Origin of the sequence: Pseudofrankia inefficax (genome assembly GCF_000166135.1) — a bacterium.
GTDB classification, from domain to species: domain Bacteria; phylum Actinomycetota; class Actinomycetes; order Frankiales; family Frankiaceae; genus Pseudofrankia; species Pseudofrankia inefficax.
Genome location: NC_014666.1, coordinates 1,340,909 through 1,355,905 on the forward strand (window position 1 = coordinate 1,340,909; position 14,997 = coordinate 1,355,905).

Genomic DNA, 14,997 nt, shown 5'->3' on the forward strand with positions numbered 1-14,997 from the left:
CGTCCGCCAGGATCCCGTCCCGTGGCGCTGCCCGCGACGGGACACCAGCGTCCGGCGAGGTGTCCCGCCCTCCTCAACGAAGAGGGCGGACCCGGCTGGCGATCACCCGCCAGGCTCGGGTCCGTGCGGCATACCTCGCCGGACCGCGGACGAGCCGCGTCGCCAGAAGGGCGCTTGCGCGCCCGGCCCAGCCCTGACTGAGGTGGACGCTCAAATCTTCGTGCGACCTGTCCAGGGTCAGGGTGGTGGTTGGATTTCGCCGGCCTGGCTGGTCGGGGGTGGTTGCGTCGACTGTCGGCGCGGCCGTCGGTCTGGGTGCGTACCCTAGGACTGTCCGTTCCGATGTTGCCCGAGGTTCCGGCCGGGCCTGCCCGCGGGGCGCGAGTATGGCGGTGCCGGGGGTCGACGGGTGGACGGCGGCAATCCCAACCTCGGTAGGCCGACCCTCGGTAACCCGACGCATTCCAGCGCGGGCCCGTGATTCCGGAGTGTGCGCGTGTTCGACACCCTGTCCAGCCGACTCGAGACGGTCTTCAAGTCGCTGCGCGGCCGGGGCCGGTTGTCCGAGGCCGACATCGACGCGACCGCCCGCGAGATCCGGGTCGCGCTGCTTGAGGCCGACGTCGCGCTCCCGGTCGTCCGGGCGTTCGTCGCGGCGATCAAGGAACGCGCCCGCGGTGTCGAGGTCAGCCAGGCGCTGAACCCGGCCCAGCAGGTCATCAAGATCGTCAACGAGGAGCTCATCGGCATCCTCGGCGGCCAGACGGCGAACATTCGGCTCGCCAAGACGCCCCCGACGGTCATCCTGCTCGCGGGCCTCCAGGGCACCGGTAAGACGACGCTCGCCGGCAAGCTCGGCATGTGGCTGAAGAAGCAGGGCCACACCCCGATGCTGGTCGCCGCGGACCTCCAGCGCCCGAACGCCGTCAACCAGCTGCAGGTGGTCGGTGCGCGCGCCGGCGTCGAGGTGTTCGCGCCGGAGCCGGGCAACGGGATCGGCGACCCGGTCGCCGTCGCCCGTGACGCGATCGCGCACGCCCGTCGCAACGTGTTCGACGTGGTGGTCGTCGACACCGCCGGGCGCCTCGGTGTCGACCAGGAGCTGATGGAGCAGGCGGCCGACATCCGGGACGCCGTCAAGCCGGACGAGATCCTCTTCGTCGTCGACGCGATGGTCGGCCAGGATGCCGTCTCCACGGCGATGGCCTTCCTCGACGGCGTCGGCTTCAGCGGCGTGGTGCTGACCAAGCTCGACGGCGACGCCCGCGGTGGCGCCGCGCTGTCGGTCGCGCATGTCACCGGGCGACCGATCATGTTCGCCTCGACCGGTGAGGCGCTCGGCGACTTCGACGTCTTCCACCCCGAGCGGATGGCGTCGCGCATCCTCGGCATGGGTGACGTGCTGACCCTGATCGAGCAGGCCGAGCAGGCCTTCGATCAGTCGGAAGCCGAAGAGATGGCGCGGAAGATGGCCGCGTCGGAGTTCACCCTCGAGGACTTCCTCAACCAGATGCTGCAGGTCCAGAAGCTCGGGCCGATCGGCAACCTGCTCGGGATGCTGCCGGGCATGGGCCAGATGAAGGAGCAGCTGGCGCAGGTCGACGACCGGGACGTCAACCGGGTGGTCGCCATCATCCGGTCGATGACGCCCGGGGAGCGGCGTGACCCGGGCATCCTGCAGAAGACTCGCAAGGAGCGGGTCGCCCGGGGTTCCGGCGTGACCGTGACCGAGGTCAATCAGCTCCTCGACCGGTTCGCCGAAGCGCGCAAGATGATGCGCCAGATGGCGGGGGGCGCCGGTTTCCCTGGCCTAGGCCGCGGCAAGGGCCCACAGGCGCGTAAACAGCAGAAGAAGGGCAAGGGCGCCAGCAAGAAGGGCAACCCGGCGGCACGGGCCGCTCAGGCGGCCCAGGCCAAGAACAAGCAGCCCGGCGGCGGGGCTCCCGGCTTCGGGGGCCTGCCCGGCGGCCCGCCTCCCGGCGGTCTGGGCGACGTCGACCTCGGCGCCCTGCTCAAGCCAGGTGCCTTCAACCCGCGGGGTCCCGGCGGCCGGTGACTCTCCGTTGACGGGACGGCCCTCGACCGATCCCGCCAGCGATCTGGCAGACTGTAACGGCAAGCCTCACGTACTAAGCTCCTACGAGCCAGTTCCGTACGAGGCCTGCCGCTGACCTTGGGTCAGCTCCCGGAGGTCGTGAGGTCTGGCCGGGGGACGACCCCCGGAGTTCCGGCGCCGCGAGTCCCGTGGCCCCCCAAGCAATGGAGCTTTTCAACAACCGTGGCTACCAAGATCAAGCTGCAGCGCCTCGGCAAGATGCGTGAGCCGCACTACCGCATCGTCATCGCCGACGCCCGTACCAAGCGGGACGGTCGGGTCATCGAGGCCATTGGCCAGTACCACCCCAAGGACGAGCCGAGCACGATCATCGTGGACGGGGACCGGGCGGCCCACTGGCTGTCCGTCGGCGCCCAGCCGACCGACCCGGTGCTCGCCATCCTCAAGGTCACCGGTGACTGGCAGAAGTTCAAGGGCCTGCCGGCTCCCGAGCCGATGAAGGTCGCGGCCCCGAAGGTCGACCGCAAGGAGGTCTTCCAGGCCGCCGCGCGCGAGGCCGCCGGGCTCGAGGACAAGTCGGCGACCACGCCCAAGAAGAAGGGCGGCAAGGCTGCCGCCGAGGCCGACGAGACCCCGGCCGCGGAGTAGTAGGTGCTGGAGGCCGCGCTCGAACACCTCGTTCGAGGCATCGTGGACCACCCGGACGATGTCCGGGTGGACCTGCAGTCCAACCGCCGCGGCCGCACGCTGGAGGTCCGGGTACATCCCGAGGACCTCGGTAAGGTGATCGGCCGCCGCGGCCGGACCGCTCGCGCCCTGCGCACCGTCATGGCCGGAGTGGGCGGCCGAGGCCTGCGCGTCGACGTCGTCGACGTCGATCGGTGACCCGGGCGGCAGCCTTGGCTCGTCGCCCGTCGGTCGGCTCCCCGGTGGCACCGCTGGCCGGGGAGCCTGGGCCCGTCGATGGGTGAGGCCATCGTCGTCGGCCGGATCGGGAAACCGCACGGCGTGCGCGGCGACGTGACCGTCGAGGTCCGGACCGATCTGCCCGACCGGCGGTTCGCCCCGGGGTCGAAGCTGGATCGCTCCGGCGGCGGTCCCGACCTCGTCATCGAGGACTCGCGCTGGCATTCCGGCCGGTTGCTCGTCCGCTTCGAGGGCGTGGCGGACCGGACCGGCGCCGAGTCGCTGCGCGGGGTCGTGCTGACCATCGACGCGGACCTGGCCGGCGACGCCGTTGACCCGGACGAAGCCGACGAGGGCGGCGAGTTCTGGTGGGACCGCGACCTCGTCGGCCTGCGGGCCGTCACCCCGGACGGGAGCCCGCTCGGCGAGGTGACCGACGTGGTGCACACCGCGGCCGGTGAGCTGCTCGCGATCGGCACTCCGACCGGCGGCGAGCATCTGGTGCCGTTCGTCCGTGAGATCGTCCCGACGGTCGACCGGGCCGGTGGCCTGCTCGTCGTCGACGCTCCGCCCGGCCTGCTCGACCTCGACTAGCGGATCAGACACGGGAAGGACCGGCTCCGGCATGCGGGTCGACGTGGTGACGATCTTCCCGGCCTACCTGGAGCCGCTGCGGCTTTCCCTGCTGGGCAAGGCCCGCGACCGCGGCATGCTGGAGATCAACGGTCACGACCTGCGGGACTGGGCGACCGACCGGCACCGCACCGTGGACGACACCCCCTACGGCGGCGGCCCCGGCATGGTGATGCGCCCGGACCCGTGGGACGCGGCGCTGCGCGCGATCGCGGACTCGGACGGCCCGGCTCCCCGGCCGAGGGTCATCGTCCCGACGCCCACCGGGCGGCCCTTCACGCAGGCCTACGCGGCCGAGCTCGCGGCGGCGCCGTGGCTCGTCTTCTGTTGCGGCCGGTATGAGGGAATCGACGCCCGGGTGATCGACGCCTGGGCGGACGACGAGATCTCGATCGGCGACTATGTGCTGTCCGGCGGCGAGGTCGCGACCCTCGTCATGCTGGAGGCGATCGCTCGGCTGCTGCCGGGCGCCGTCGGCAACGCGGAGTCGATCACCGACGACTCGTTCGCCCACGGCCTGCTCGAAGGGCCGGTCTACACGCGGCCGCCGGACTGGGCGGGGCGGCGCGTCCCGGAGGTGCTGCTGTCCGGCGACCACGGGGCGATCGCCCGCTGGCGGCGGGACGAGGCGCTGCGGCGGACCGCCCGGCGCCGTCCCGACCTGCTGGCGGCGATGGACCTCGACCGCCGGGACGAGACGGTCGTCGCGGCGGCGCTGGCCGAGCCGTCGGCCTGACCGAGTGGGCCGGCGCGATGCGTCGCGCCGTTCGTGTGGCACAGTAGGATGCAGTGTCCGTCGGTCCGTGACCGGCGGCCCGTGCTCGACGATCTCTGTACGATCGCCGGCCGGTAGGCGGCTAGGTTGCCTCGCGCGGCTGAGCCCCTTGGCCTGCATGATCGCCGACGGGTTCGCCGCCGTAGGCGCGGCCCGCCGCGAAGACCCCCCACTGTCACCACTGAGTGCCTGTCAACACTGAGGAAGCGACTGCCATGCAAACCCTGGACAGCCTCGACGCCGAGTCGCTGAGGACCGACGTGCCCGAGTTCCGTCCGGGCGACAACCTCAAGGTCCACGTCCGCGTGGTCGAGGGCAACCGCCAGCGCATCCAGGTCTTCCAGGGCGCTGTGATCCGTCGCCAGGGCGACGGCCTGCGGGAGACGTTCACGGTCCGCAAGGTCAGCTTCGGCGTCGGCGTGGAGCGCACGTTCCCGGTGCACAGCCCGATCGTTCAGAAGATCGAGGTTGTCACCCGAGGCGACGTCCGTCGGGCCAAGCTGTACTACCTGCGTGACCTGCGCGGCAAGGCCGCCAAGATCAAGGAAAAGCGGTAGGCGACCGGGTCACCCCGACCCACTGCCTGGCGCATGAGGCGTGGGCATCACCGCAAGGTGGTGTCCACGCCTTTTGCTGATCTAGGCGAGAGCACAACGTCCGCACACCGGCGGCGCGGCGAGGGCGGGTGCCTGCCTGCGTGCGTCGGTTCGATGGGCGAAGATAGACGGGTTGTGATCCAGCGTCGCCGGGACGGGTCTGGCTACGGCTGCCGCTCACAACGGGTGCGTCGGTGGGTGTCGAGCCGGCTAGGCGCGGCGCCGAAGCCTCGCGAACCGGCGAGGACCACAACGTGAGGTGGCGTAGTGAGCTCGTCCGAGCAGAGCACCCCAGACCCGGCCGATGTCGGCGGCGTGCTGCCCGCGGGCTCCGGCCGGGCCGGTGGCTGGTCACCGGCCACCGGGCCCCGGCACGTGGCCCCGCCGTCGGCCGGCCGTGGCGCCTGGGAGGGCGACGTTCCCGGGGATGACCCGGACGGCGACGAGGAACCCGCCTCCGAGGACGCCCCGCCCGCGACCGGGCGGCGCCTGCTGGGTCGGCGAGGCCGGTCCGGCGGGGGTGACGGCCGCGAGCAGCGCGGGTCCTTCCTGCGCGAGCTCCCCGTGCTCGTATTGATCGCCTTCGTCCTGGCGCTGCTCATCAAGGCCCTGTTGGTCCAGGCGTTCTGGATTCCGTCCGAGTCGATGGAACGCACCTTGCTGATCAACGACCGGGTGCTGGTGAACAAGGTCGTCTATCACTTCCGGTCGGTCCATCGCGGCGACATCGTCGTGTTCAACGGCGACGGCACCGGGTTCCAGAGCCACGAGACGGTGATCGCCCCGCCCTCGAACGGCTTCAGCAAGTTCGTCCGCGGCGTCCAGGACCTGCTCGGTCTCGGCGCGCCCAGCGACAAGGACTTCATCAAGCGGGTGATTGGCGTCGGCGGCGACACGGTTGCCTGCTGTGACGCGCAGGGCCGGGTGATGGTCAACGGCAAGGCGCTCGACGAGGGCTACCTGTTCGAGAACGACGCCCAGCCGTTTGGTCCGGTCAAGGTCCCCAAGGGCCAGCTGTGGGTCATGGGCGACCATCGCAGCGCCTCGTCCGACTCCCGCGCCAACGGCACGATCCCGACGAGCGCGGTCGTCGGCCGCGCGTTCGTACGGGTCTGGCCGCTCGGTCGGTTCGGCTTCCTGACCACGCCCGGCACCTTCCACGGCATCCCGTCCGCCAGCGGGCCCGCCCCGGGCGTCGGCGGGTATGGCGGAGATCCATTGTCAGCGGGGACGCCCGCCTCGGTTCCGTTGGTCGGCGCGCTGGCGCTCGCCGTCGGCACCCGTGGCCGGCGCGGTCGGCTCGTCATGCCGCGGGCGGGCCGTCGACGGGTGTGGTCGAAACGTTCCAGATGAGGCCTCCGGGCGTTGTCATCCGGCGTGACAGCGGCCTGTTCGGTTATGAGCGCGCGCTGGCGCGGCGCGGCCTCGGCCCGGTCGCCGGCGTCGACGAGGCCGGGCGCGGAGCCTGCGCCGGGCCGCTGGTCGTCGCCGCCGTCATCCTGGACCCGCGCCGCACCGGCCGGCTGGCCGAGCTGGCCGACTCGAAGCTGCTGACCGAGCGGATTCGGGAGCGGGTGTACGAGGACGTGCTGGCCGTGGCCTCGGCGTGGTCCGTGGTCGTGATCCCGGCGGCCGAGATCGACCGACACGGCCTGCACGTCATGAACATCACCGGCATGCGGCGCGCCGTCGCCCGGCTCGCGATTCATCCGGGCTATGTGCTTGTCGACGGCTTTCCGGTGCCCGGGATCGACACGCCATCACTGGCTGTGCGCAAGGGAGACCGGGTGGCGGCCTGCGTCGCCGCGGCCTCCGTTGTCGCCAAGGTGACCCGCGACCGGATCATGTGTCAACTGGATGAGCGCTACGGCGAGTACGATTTCGCGCAGCACAAGGGATACGTCACCGCGGCGCATGCCGCGGCACTGGCGAGACACGGGCCGTGCGAGGAGCACCGCCTCTCGTATGCCAACGTCCAGTCCCTGATAGTCCGGGACGGGGACGAACGAACGGCGCGGCTGGAGGAGACCGTGACAATGGCCGGCCGGCAGGGCGCGACGGGGATCGCATGAGCGCCGAGGACCTTGAGAAGTACGAGACCGAGATGGAGCTGCAGCTCTATCGCGAGTACCGGGACGTCGTCGGGCTCTTCTCGTACGTGATCGAGACCGAACGCCGCTTCTACCTCGCAAACGAATACAAGATCGAGGTGCGTAACACCGCCGACGGCGAGGTCTTCTTCGAGCTGTCGCTGCGGGACGCCTGGGTGTGGGACATGTTCCGCCCAGCCCGTTTCGTGAAGAACGTCCGAGTTGTGACCTTCAAGGACGTCAACGTCGAGGAGCTCACGAAGGCCGAGCTCTAGGGCGAGCGGCCCGGAAGGGCGCGGAGCGCCCTCGGGCCGCTCGCCTTCGGCGCTGAGCGCCCTCTTGCGCCTGTTCGGTGGCGGTCCGGACGTCGGTGGTTGGGCGTCTGCGGGGCCGGGTCGATGGGCGCGTGCCGCTGTCGGGTTTGGTCGCCTTGGTGCGGCGTGGCTTTCGCGTTCGGGTTGGTCGGTTGGCTGGGGGATCTGTGGATGGCCGGGAGGCGTCCACAGGTGGGGGCTTGGCCTCGACGTCGGGCTTGGGGTCTTCCAATGTGATCTCCGCAGGCGGCAATAGCCGCCGTGGGCGGCGCGCTGACCATCGAGTCCGGTCCGCGCGCCGTCAGGGAAGCCGGTTCCAGGGAGCCGGCGGGCGGCGGAGGTCCGGCTGTGACATCCAGGCCAAGGGCGGGCCAGCGGGCATCGAGTCCAAGAGCGGGACAGCGGGCAGCGAGTCCAAGAGCGGGACAGCGGGCCAAGGACGTGCTCGGCCGGTTCGGCGAGGACCTCGCCGCCCGGCAGCTGGTCGCGGGCGGGGCGCAGATCCTCGACCGCAACTGGCGCTGCCGCGACGGCGAGCTCGACATCGTGGCGCTCGACGCGGGCACGGTCGTGTTCTGCGAGGTGAAGACCCGTACCGGCACCCGGCACGGCACACCGGCCGAGGCCGTCGACGACCGGAAGGTCGCCCGGGTCCGGCGGCTCGCCGCTCGCTGGCTGGCTGAGCACCCGAGGGTGTCCGGCCCGGTGCGGTTCGACCTGGTCGCGGTGTCCCGCGAGGTGACCCCGGGGCAGCCCGGCTCGGTTCGGGTCGACCACCGGCGCGGGGCGTTCTGATGGCGCTGGCGCGCACGCTCGCCGTCGCGGTGATCGGCGTCGAGGGCCATCTCATCGAGGTGGAGGCACATCTCGCCGGCGGCCTGCCCGCGCTGGCGCTGATCGGGCTGCCCGACGCCGCGCTCGCCGAGTCCCGCGACCGGATCCGGGCGGCGGTGCTGAACTCCGGGCAGAAGTGGCCCGACGAGCGGATCACCGTCGGGCTCTTCCCGGCGACGCTGCCCAAGTCCGGTAGCGGGTTCGACCTGGCGATGGCGTTGGCGATCATGGCGGCGGCCGGCGTCGTGCCGCAGCCGGCGCCCGGCCACCGGGTGCTGGTCGGCGAGCTGGCGCTCGACGGGCGGGTCCGTCCGGTGCGGGGCGTGCTGCCGGCCGTGCTGGCCGCCGTCGATGCCGGGGTGACGCGGGTCGTGGTCCCGGCCCGCAACGCGGCCGAGGCCGCGCTCGTCCCCGGTGCCGAGGTCGAGCCGGTCCCGGATCTGCGCAGTGCCATCGGCCTGCTGCGGGGTGAGTACGAACCGGAGGCGGTCGCCGTGCCGCCCGCCGATCACGCGGCGCGGGGCGCCGAGACCGAATTGGATCTCGCCGACGTGGCGGGCCAGAGCCGCGGCCGGCTCGCCGTCGAGGTCGCCGGAGCCGGCGGTCACCACCTGTACCTGCAGGGACCACCGGGCGGCGGGAAGACGATGCTCGCCGAGCGGCTGCCCGGCCTGTTGCCCGACCTGGACCTGGCCGCGGCGATCGAGGTGACCGCCGTGCACTCGGTCGCCGGCGTCCTGCCGCCCGAGACGCCGCTGATCAGCCGCCCGCCCTACCGCAGCCCACACCACACCGCGACCCCGGCCGCGCTGGTCGGCGCGGGCTCCACCGTGATCCGCCCCGGGCTCGCGTGCCAGGCACACCGGGGAATTCTGTTCCTCGACGAGGCTCCCGAATTCGTGCGCACCGCGCTGGACGCCTTGCGCCAGCCGCTGGAGAGCGGCGTGATCGAGATCGCCAGGGCGCGCACGACGATCCGTTTCCCGGCCAGGTTCCTGCTTGTCCTGGCGGCGAACCCGTGTCCCTGCGCCCGCGCCGGCACGGTCGGCCCGAACGCCTGCGAATGCCCCAGCGCCGTGCGCCGCCGCTATCAGGCGCGACTGTCCGGCCCGCTGCTGGACCGGATCGACCTGCAGGTCGAGATCGGCGCACCCACCCGGGCCGAGCTGCGGGCCGACGTCGGTGCCGCCGAACCGAGCGCTGTCGTGGCGGCGCGGGTCGCCGTCGCGCGGGCGGCGATGGCGACCCGGCTGCGTGGCACCCCGTGGCGCACGAACGCGGAGGTACCAGGCGCCGTGCTGCGACGGCGCTGGCCGCTGCCCGCGTCGGTCACCTTCGCCGCCGACCGTGCCTTCGAGACGGGCGCCCTGACGGCCCGGGGCCTCGACCGGGTGCTGCGGGTCGCCTGGACGCTCGCCGACCTGGAAGGTCTGGCCCGCCCTGGGCCGGCCGAGCTGGGCCTCGCCCTCGATCTGCGCATCCCTGGGCGTCCCGGATGAGCGGCGGACCGGCCGTCGACGACGAGTCGCCGGAGCGGCTCGCGCGGGCCGCGCTGTCGCATCTCGTCGGCTACGGCAACGCGAGACTCGCGGCCGCGATCAGGGACCTTGGGCCGGCCGAGGCCTGGGAACAGGCGCGTCCGCGGCATCCCGACATCGAGCCGCGCCGGGACCTGGACCGGCTGCGCGAGGTCGGCGGCTGGCTCCTGTGCCCCGGCGACCCGGGCTGGCCCGACGGGCTCGCGGGTCTGGACCGGGCGGCCGAGCGGGCCGAACCGGAGTACGGGACGCCGATGGCCCTCTGGTGCCGGGGCGCCGCGGGCCCATCCCGGCCGGGCCAGGTCGAGCCGACCGGACTCACCGACTGCGACCGGCACGGCGTCGCGGTCGTCGGGAGCCGGGCGGCGACCGGCTACGGCCAGCACGTCGCCGGTGAGCTCGCCTGCTCGCTGGCCGAACGAGGCTGGACGGTCGTGTCCGGGGCGGCGTTCGGCATCGACGCCGCCGCGCACCGTGGGGCGCTGGCCGGCGACGGGGTGACGGTCGCCGTCCTCGCCTGCGGCGTCGACATCCCCTATCCGGCGGCGCACCTGCGGCTGCTGGACGAGATCCGGGAGCGCGGGCTGCTGGTCAGCGAGGTGCCGCCGGGCAGCCCGCCGCTGCGGCGGCGCTTCCTGATCCGCAACCGGCTGATCGCCGGGCTGGCCCGAGGCACCGTCCTTGTCGAGGCAGGTCTTCGCAGCGGAGCCCTGAGCACGGCCCGGCACGCTCGCCGGCTCGGCCGCGGGCTGATGGTCGTGCCGGGGCCGGTCACCAGCGCGATGTCGGTCGGCTGTCACCGGCTGCTCCGCGAGCACCGGGAGGTCTGCGCGCTGGTGACCGACGCGCGTGACGTCGAGGAGGAGATCGGCCCGATCGGCCTGCGGACCGACGACGGCCTGAGCTCGGGCGGCGGCCGGCCGGCGGGGCCGCGTGACAGCCTGCCCGCCGTCGTGCGGGCGCTGTTGGAGGCCATGCCGGCCCGCGGCTGCGTCGGGGTCGCCGTGCTGGCGGCGCGGATCGGGCAGCGGCCACGCGACGTGCTGGCGATGCTTGGGCCGCTCGCCGTCGAGGGCCTGGTCGAGGCTCGTCCGGGCGGCTACCGGCTGACCGCGCTCGGCCGCGGTCCGACTCAGGGCCGTCCTGGGCGCGATGACGGCGAAGACGACGGTTTGTTTCCTACCCGGGAGGTTCTTCCATGATGTCGAGTTCCGAACTGTCCGGCCTGCGCGCGGCGCTCCGGCTGGTCCAACGCGACCTGGACGGCTATCCGCGCGTCGAGAGCCGCGACCAGCCAGCGGAGGACGGAGATGACGCACGGCGGCCGGCCGGCGTGCCGGGCGCGGCGCGACTTCAGCTGGTCGGCACGGAGCAGGGCGTCTTCGTCGCCCTCCCCGACGGGCAGTTCTGGCCCGCCGGCGCGGGGCCGCTCCCCGGTGGTACGCAGGGTGCCGCCACCGTGGTCGCCGTCGCCACCCGGGTGCAGGAATGCCTCGCCGAGATCCTCTGGCACAGCTGGCCCCGTTGCCCCGACCACGACGCCGCGCTGCGCCCCGAGGACTGCGCTGACGACGCCGTCTGGAGTTGCGACGACGACACCGGCCACCAGGTAGCCCCGATCGGGCGGCTCGCGCAGTCCGGATCGAGCCCGCTCGTCGCCCCGAGCGGGACCTGAGCCGCAGCCAACCGGTCCCGAGCCGCGGCCAGCGAATCCTGAGCCGCGGCCAGCGGGACCTGAGCCGCGGCGAACTGCGTAGCCGCCAGGTCTCACCGGTGAAGACGGTGAGACCTGGCGGCCGACGGCTTGGCTGGTCCTCTCCTGGCCCGGCTCCCGCGATCGGCCCGCCGCCGCGGTGGTTTGATCACCGTTTTCGCCCTCGATGGGTCGCGATGGGGTCTCGCTGACGACCGATTCAGGGCCGAAACCGCGATCAGCTCGTCGTCGCCGGCGGCGTGGCCGTGATCGTCTGGGGCGAAACCGGGACCAGCGGGAGCAGACGGGGTGGGGCGGGCAGCAGGAGAGTGAGCGGGCTCAGGTAGTTCCGGCCACGGATGAGGCCCCAGTGCAGGCAGACCGCTGGCCGGCAGCCCGCGTGCCCGGCGTCGAGAAGGCCGAGTGGCGTCCCTGCGGCGACGGGCTGGCCGACCTGGACCAGCACGGTCAGCGGTTCATACGTCGTGCGGAGCTCCCCGTGGGTGACGGCCACGACGCCCCGCCCGGCAAGCACCCCGGCGAAGCTCACGACGCCTGGTCCCGCGGCACGCACCGTCGTCCCCGCCTGCGCCGCAAGGTCCACGCCGCGATGGCCCGGACCGTATGGCGTCGTCGGCGGCTCGAACGGCCGCAGCACCGTCACGGGCCCGTCCAGCGGCGCCCGCCACCCGGCCGGCCCAGCGATCGGCGACGGCCTCGCGGCGCCGCCCGCTCCGGCCGCCGTACCGGCCTCGGCGGTGCTGCCCGCGGCCCGCACCGCCGTGGGGGGAGCCGGCCGGCGTGCTTCCGAGGCCACGGAAGAAACCGAGGCGGCCAGGGCGGTGACGGGGCGGGGCCAGCCCACGACCAGAAGGGCGGCCAGGAGTGTGGTCACGACGAGTGCCGGGACGCGCGGGTCAGGACGCGGGGACAAGGCCATCGGGAGCTCCTGCGGCTGTGGTGCTGGCTGGGCTCGGGGAGACGTGGGAGCGACCGGGGGCGGCTGGCACGGGTGGAGGACCGGGCCGCCCCCGGTCGCCGGGTGCCGGCCCGGGGGCGGTTGGCCGGCGCCGCTCACGATCGGTCTCCCGGGCGGCCGGGCCAACTGGGCGGCTTGATCTGTGGATCGGCCGCTTCCTGTGGAGAAGTCCTCGAACCGGTGTTTGGGAGAACGTCTGTTCCCCTCCGGCCCGGCCAGGCGGACTCCCGATGAGGCCGAGTATCATCGCACTCGGAGCTTCGCGAGGAGCTCACTTCGCACGCCCGCTCCTGGTGGGCGCGCAGGGCTCGGTGCCCGTCGATGTGTCTGTCGGTCAGGCGTTTGCCGCCGGTCGGCCGTCCATCGGTCATCAACTGCCCGCGCGTCCCGTCCGCCCGGCTCGTCGTCGGCGCGGAGCCAGGAAGGCTCCCTCGGTCCACCGCCTCGCGGTGGTTTGGGGCCGCCCGGGCGTCAGGGGCCGCCGGCGCCAGCCGCGGCTGACAACCGAGACGTTCCGGCCGCGCGCCGGACAGGAAGGGCGGTTATGGCCGTCGTCACGATGAGGCAGCTGCTTGAGAGCGGCGTGCACTTTGGGCACCAGACCAAGCGCTGGAACCCGAAGATGAAGCGCTACATCCTCACTGAGCGCAATGGCATCTACATCATCGACCTCCAGCAGACGCTGTCGTACATCGACCGCGCCTACGACTTCGTCAAGGAGACCGTCGGTCACGGCGGCACGGTGCTGTTCATCGGCACCAAGAAGCAGGCGCAGGAGGCCGTCGAGGAGCAGGCCCGCCGGGTCGGGATGCCCTACGTCAAGGAGCGTTGGCTCGGCGGCATGCTGACCAACTTCTCCACGGTCTACAAGCGCCTGCAGCGCCTCAAGGAGCTCGAGGAGATCGAGCTGACCGGTGGTACCGAGGTCCGCACCAAGAAGGAGCAGCTCGTCCTCTCCCGGGAGAAGACGAAGCTGGAGCGCACTCTCGGCGGTATCCGGGACATGTCGCGTGTTCCCAGCGCGGTCTGGGTCGTCGACACCAAGAAGGAGCACATCGCCGTCGGCGAGGCTCGCAAGCTGAACATCCCGGTCGTCGCGATTCTCGACACGAACTGCGACCCGGATGAGGTCGACTACCCGATCCCCGGGAACGACGACGCGATCCGCAGCGCCGCGCTGCTCACCCGAGTGGTCGCGGACGCCGTCGCCGCCGGTCTGATGAGCCGGGCGGGCGCCAGCGCCGCCGACGTCAAGCCCGACCAGATCGCTGCCGCCGAGCCGCTGGCCGAGTGGGAGCAGGAGGTCCTGCGCCGCGACGCCGAGGCTGCTCCCGCCGAGGCCGCCGTCGAGACCCCTGCGGTCACCGAGGCCGTCGAGGTCGAGGCCCCGGCCGAGACGGTCTCCGCCGGCACCTCCGCCTGATTCGGCCCGGTCGTCGCCTCGGCCGCCGCACCGCGGCCGCCGAGGCGACGACCGGCACTGCCCTGACGGCCTGCCGCGACCCTGCCGGGTGACGGTGGGCCGTCGACTCGAACCGAGCCCGCTCGTTGTGGGCTCACCTTGACGATCATCTGCCGGCTGGCGTGCCGCCGCGCGACTCGGATCGGACCGCGTGAGCGGACCGGGACGGTTTCGCCCCCAGGTCCAGCCAGCCCACGTGGGACCGACCTGTCACATCAGCGGCCGGCCAGCGCGTCGCGGCGCGAGACCAAAGTGGGCCAGCCGGCCAAGGCCACCCAGAACGGGACGACGAAACGATGGCAAACATTTCTGCCGCGGAGATCCGCAAGCTCCGCGAGGTGACCGGCGCCGGGATGAGCGACGTCAAGAAGGCGCTCGTCGACCACGACGGCGACTTCGAGAAGGCCAAGGCCTGGCTGCGGGAGAAGGGCCTCGCCGGCAACGCCAAGCGTTCCGGTCGGTCCACCGCGAACGGCCTGGTCGACTCCTACCTGCACCGGACCGACCCGCAGCTGCCGCCGACCATCGGTGTGCTGGTCGAGCTGCGCTGCGAGACCGACTTCGTGGCCAAGACCGACCAGTACAAGCAGCTCGCCCGGGACATCGCCCAGCACATCGCGGCGGCCGACCCGCTGTACGTGACGGCGGACGACATCCCGAACGAGGTCCTCGAGCAGGAGAAGCGGATCTACGAGGCCGCCGCCCGCGAAGAGGGCAAGCCGGAAGCGGCGCTCGCCAAGATCATTGAGGGCAAGCTCAACGGCTACAAGAAGAGCTCGGTCCTGCTTGAGCAGGCCTGGGTGAAGGACAACAAGGTCACCATCAAGGCCCTCGTCGAAGAGGCCGGCGCCTCCCTCGGCGAGAAGATCGAGATCGGCCGCTTCGCCCGGTTCAACATCCGCCAGGCCTGAGCGGAACCCGCGGGCCGGGGCCGGCGCGTCGTCACTGGTGACGCGCCAGGCGCCGGCCCGCGGCATTTGTCCGAGCTGGTGCCAGGTCCGCCGGGGGACGGGCCGCCGGAGGTGACCCGCGATGGGGCAGACTGCACTCAGCGACGTCTCCGGCCGACGAGTCCGGCGGCCGCAGCGATGCCAATGGGGGCGCGCTCATCTCCGAGCGGG

15 protein-coding genes and 1 pseudogene are annotated in these 14,997 nt (G+C 72.5%); 15 read left to right on the forward strand and 1 reads right to left on the reverse strand.

What is annotated here, in order from left to right:
• The first annotated feature begins 496 nt into the window (after positions 1-496).
• The 13 genes and pseudogenes from ffh to FRAEUI1C_RS05415 all read left to right on the forward strand — a co-directional run bounded on the left by ffh (position 497) and on the right by FRAEUI1C_RS05415 (position 11,417).
• Positions 497-2,056, forward strand: coding sequence for a signal recognition particle protein (gene ffh, locus FRAEUI1C_RS05355; protein ID WP_013422260.1), 1,560 nt, complete (start codon positions 497-499; stop codon positions 2,054-2,056).
• A gap of 222 nt (positions 2,057-2,278) precedes the next feature.
• Complete coding sequence (gene rpsP / locus FRAEUI1C_RS05360) at positions 2,279-2,704, forward strand: 30S ribosomal protein S16 (protein WP_013422261.1); 426 nt, start codon at positions 2,279-2,281, stop codon at positions 2,702-2,704.
• Between the two features lie 3 nt (positions 2,705-2,707).
• Positions 2,708-2,941 carry an RNA-binding protein gene (locus FRAEUI1C_RS05365; RefSeq protein WP_013422262.1) on the forward strand — a complete coding sequence of 78 codons (234 nt, stop codon included), beginning with the start codon at positions 2,708-2,710 and terminating at the stop codon, positions 2,939-2,941.
• A gap of 78 nt (positions 2,942-3,019) precedes the next feature.
• Positions 3,020-3,556: a ribosome maturation factor RimM gene (rimM, locus tag FRAEUI1C_RS05370; RefSeq protein ID WP_013422263.1), complete on the forward strand. Its 537-nt coding sequence runs from the start codon at positions 3,020-3,022 to the stop codon at positions 3,554-3,556.
• Positions 3,557-3,587: 31 nt separating this feature from the next.
• Positions 3,588-4,331 (forward strand): tRNA (guanosine(37)-N1)-methyltransferase TrmD, encoded by a 744-nt coding sequence (gene trmD / locus FRAEUI1C_RS05375; protein ID WP_013422264.1) that lies wholly within the window; start codon positions 3,588-3,590, stop codon positions 4,329-4,331.
• Between the two features lie 254 nt (positions 4,332-4,585).
• A complete protein-coding gene (gene rplS / locus FRAEUI1C_RS05380) occupies positions 4,586-4,927 on the forward strand; it encodes a 50S ribosomal protein L19 (RefSeq protein WP_013422265.1) in 342 nt (113 codons plus the stop codon).
• Positions 4,928-5,233: 306 nt separating this feature from the next.
• Positions 5,234-6,319, forward strand: coding sequence for a signal peptidase I (gene lepB, locus FRAEUI1C_RS05385; RefSeq protein ID WP_013422266.1), 1,086 nt, complete (start codon positions 5,234-5,236; stop codon positions 6,317-6,319).
• Positions 6,316-7,038 (forward strand): ribonuclease HII, encoded by a 723-nt coding sequence (locus tag FRAEUI1C_RS05390; RefSeq protein WP_013422267.1) that lies wholly within the window; start codon positions 6,316-6,318, stop codon positions 7,036-7,038. Before lepB ends, FRAEUI1C_RS05390 begins: the two co-directional genes overlap by 4 nt.
• Complete coding sequence (locus tag FRAEUI1C_RS05395; RefSeq protein ID WP_013422268.1) at positions 7,035-7,331, forward strand: DUF2469 domain-containing protein; 297 nt, start codon at positions 7,035-7,037, stop codon at positions 7,329-7,331. Before FRAEUI1C_RS05390 ends, FRAEUI1C_RS05395 begins: the two co-directional genes overlap by 4 nt.
• Before the next feature lie 468 nt (positions 7,332-7,799).
• Positions 7,800-8,165 (forward strand): annotated as a pseudogene (locus FRAEUI1C_RS05400) (YraN family protein); the annotation flags it as partial.
• Positions 8,165-9,703 carry a YifB family Mg chelatase-like AAA ATPase gene (locus FRAEUI1C_RS05405; protein WP_013422270.1) on the forward strand — a complete coding sequence of 513 codons (1,539 nt, stop codon included), beginning with the start codon at positions 8,165-8,167 and terminating at the stop codon, positions 9,701-9,703. The pseudogene FRAEUI1C_RS05400 and the gene FRAEUI1C_RS05405, both read left to right, overlap by 1 nt.
• Positions 9,700-10,944: a DNA-processing protein DprA gene (gene dprA / locus FRAEUI1C_RS05410; RefSeq protein ID WP_013422271.1), complete on the forward strand. Its 1,245-nt coding sequence runs from the start codon at positions 9,700-9,702 to the stop codon at positions 10,942-10,944. The genes FRAEUI1C_RS05405 and dprA overlap by 4 nt, the downstream gene beginning before the upstream one ends.
• On the forward strand, positions 10,944-11,417 hold the full coding sequence (locus FRAEUI1C_RS05415; RefSeq protein ID WP_157734827.1) for a hypothetical protein: 474 nt from the start codon (positions 10,944-10,946) through the stop codon (positions 11,415-11,417). Before dprA ends, FRAEUI1C_RS05415 begins: the two co-directional genes overlap by 1 nt.
• 256 nt (positions 11,418-11,673) lie before the next feature.
• Here FRAEUI1C_RS05415 and FRAEUI1C_RS05420 read toward each other — a convergent pair whose 3' ends face one another.
• Entirely contained in the window at positions 11,674-12,375 is a 702-nt protein-coding gene (locus FRAEUI1C_RS05420; protein ID WP_013422273.1) for a murein hydrolase activator EnvC family protein, read from the reverse strand.
• Positions 12,376-12,958: 583 nt separating this feature from the next.
• Between FRAEUI1C_RS05420 and rpsB the strand changes: the two genes are divergently transcribed.
• The gene (gene rpsB / locus FRAEUI1C_RS05425) at positions 12,959-13,837 is read left to right on the forward strand and encodes a 30S ribosomal protein S2 (protein ID WP_013422274.1); all 879 of its coding nucleotides are present in this window, start codon (positions 12,959-12,961) and stop codon (positions 13,835-13,837) included.
• A gap of 335 nt (positions 13,838-14,172) precedes the next feature.
• The gene (locus FRAEUI1C_RS05430; protein WP_013422275.1) at positions 14,173-14,787 is read left to right on the forward strand and encodes a translation elongation factor Ts; all 615 of its coding nucleotides are present in this window, start codon (positions 14,173-14,175) and stop codon (positions 14,785-14,787) included.
• Positions 14,788-14,997 lie beyond the last annotated feature (210 nt).

Coding starts and splice junctions, on each gene's coding strand:
- FRAEUI1C_RS05430 (WP_013422275.1), top strand. CDS start 14,173: ATGGCAAACATTTCTGCCGCGGAGATCCGCAAGCTCCGCGAGGTGACC.
- FRAEUI1C_RS05405 (WP_013422270.1), top strand. CDS start 8,165: ATGGCGCTGGCGCGCACGCTCGCCGTCGCGGTGATCGGCGTCGAGGGC.
- trmD (WP_013422264.1), top strand. CDS start 3,588: ATGCGGGTCGACGTGGTGACGATCTTCCCGGCCTACCTGGAGCCGCTG.
- rimM (WP_013422263.1), top strand. CDS start 3,020: ATGGGTGAGGCCATCGTCGTCGGCCGGATCGGGAAACCGCACGGCGTG.
- FRAEUI1C_RS05415 (WP_157734827.1), top strand. CDS start 10,944: ATGTCGAGTTCCGAACTGTCCGGCCTGCGCGCGGCGCTCCGGCTGGTC.
- dprA (WP_013422271.1), top strand. CDS start 9,700: ATGAGCGGCGGACCGGCCGTCGACGACGAGTCGCCGGAGCGGCTCGCG.
- FRAEUI1C_RS05420 (WP_013422273.1), bottom strand. CDS start 12,375: ATGGCCTTGTCCCCGCGTCCTGACCCGCGCGTCCCGGCACTCGTCGTG.
- rpsB (WP_013422274.1), top strand. CDS start 12,959: ATGGCCGTCGTCACGATGAGGCAGCTGCTTGAGAGCGGCGTGCACTTT.
- rplS (WP_013422265.1), top strand. CDS start 4,586: ATGCAAACCCTGGACAGCCTCGACGCCGAGTCGCTGAGGACCGACGTG.
- FRAEUI1C_RS05390 (WP_013422267.1), top strand. CDS start 6,316: ATGAGGCCTCCGGGCGTTGTCATCCGGCGTGACAGCGGCCTGTTCGGT.
- FRAEUI1C_RS05395 (WP_013422268.1), top strand. CDS start 7,035: ATGAGCGCCGAGGACCTTGAGAAGTACGAGACCGAGATGGAGCTGCAG.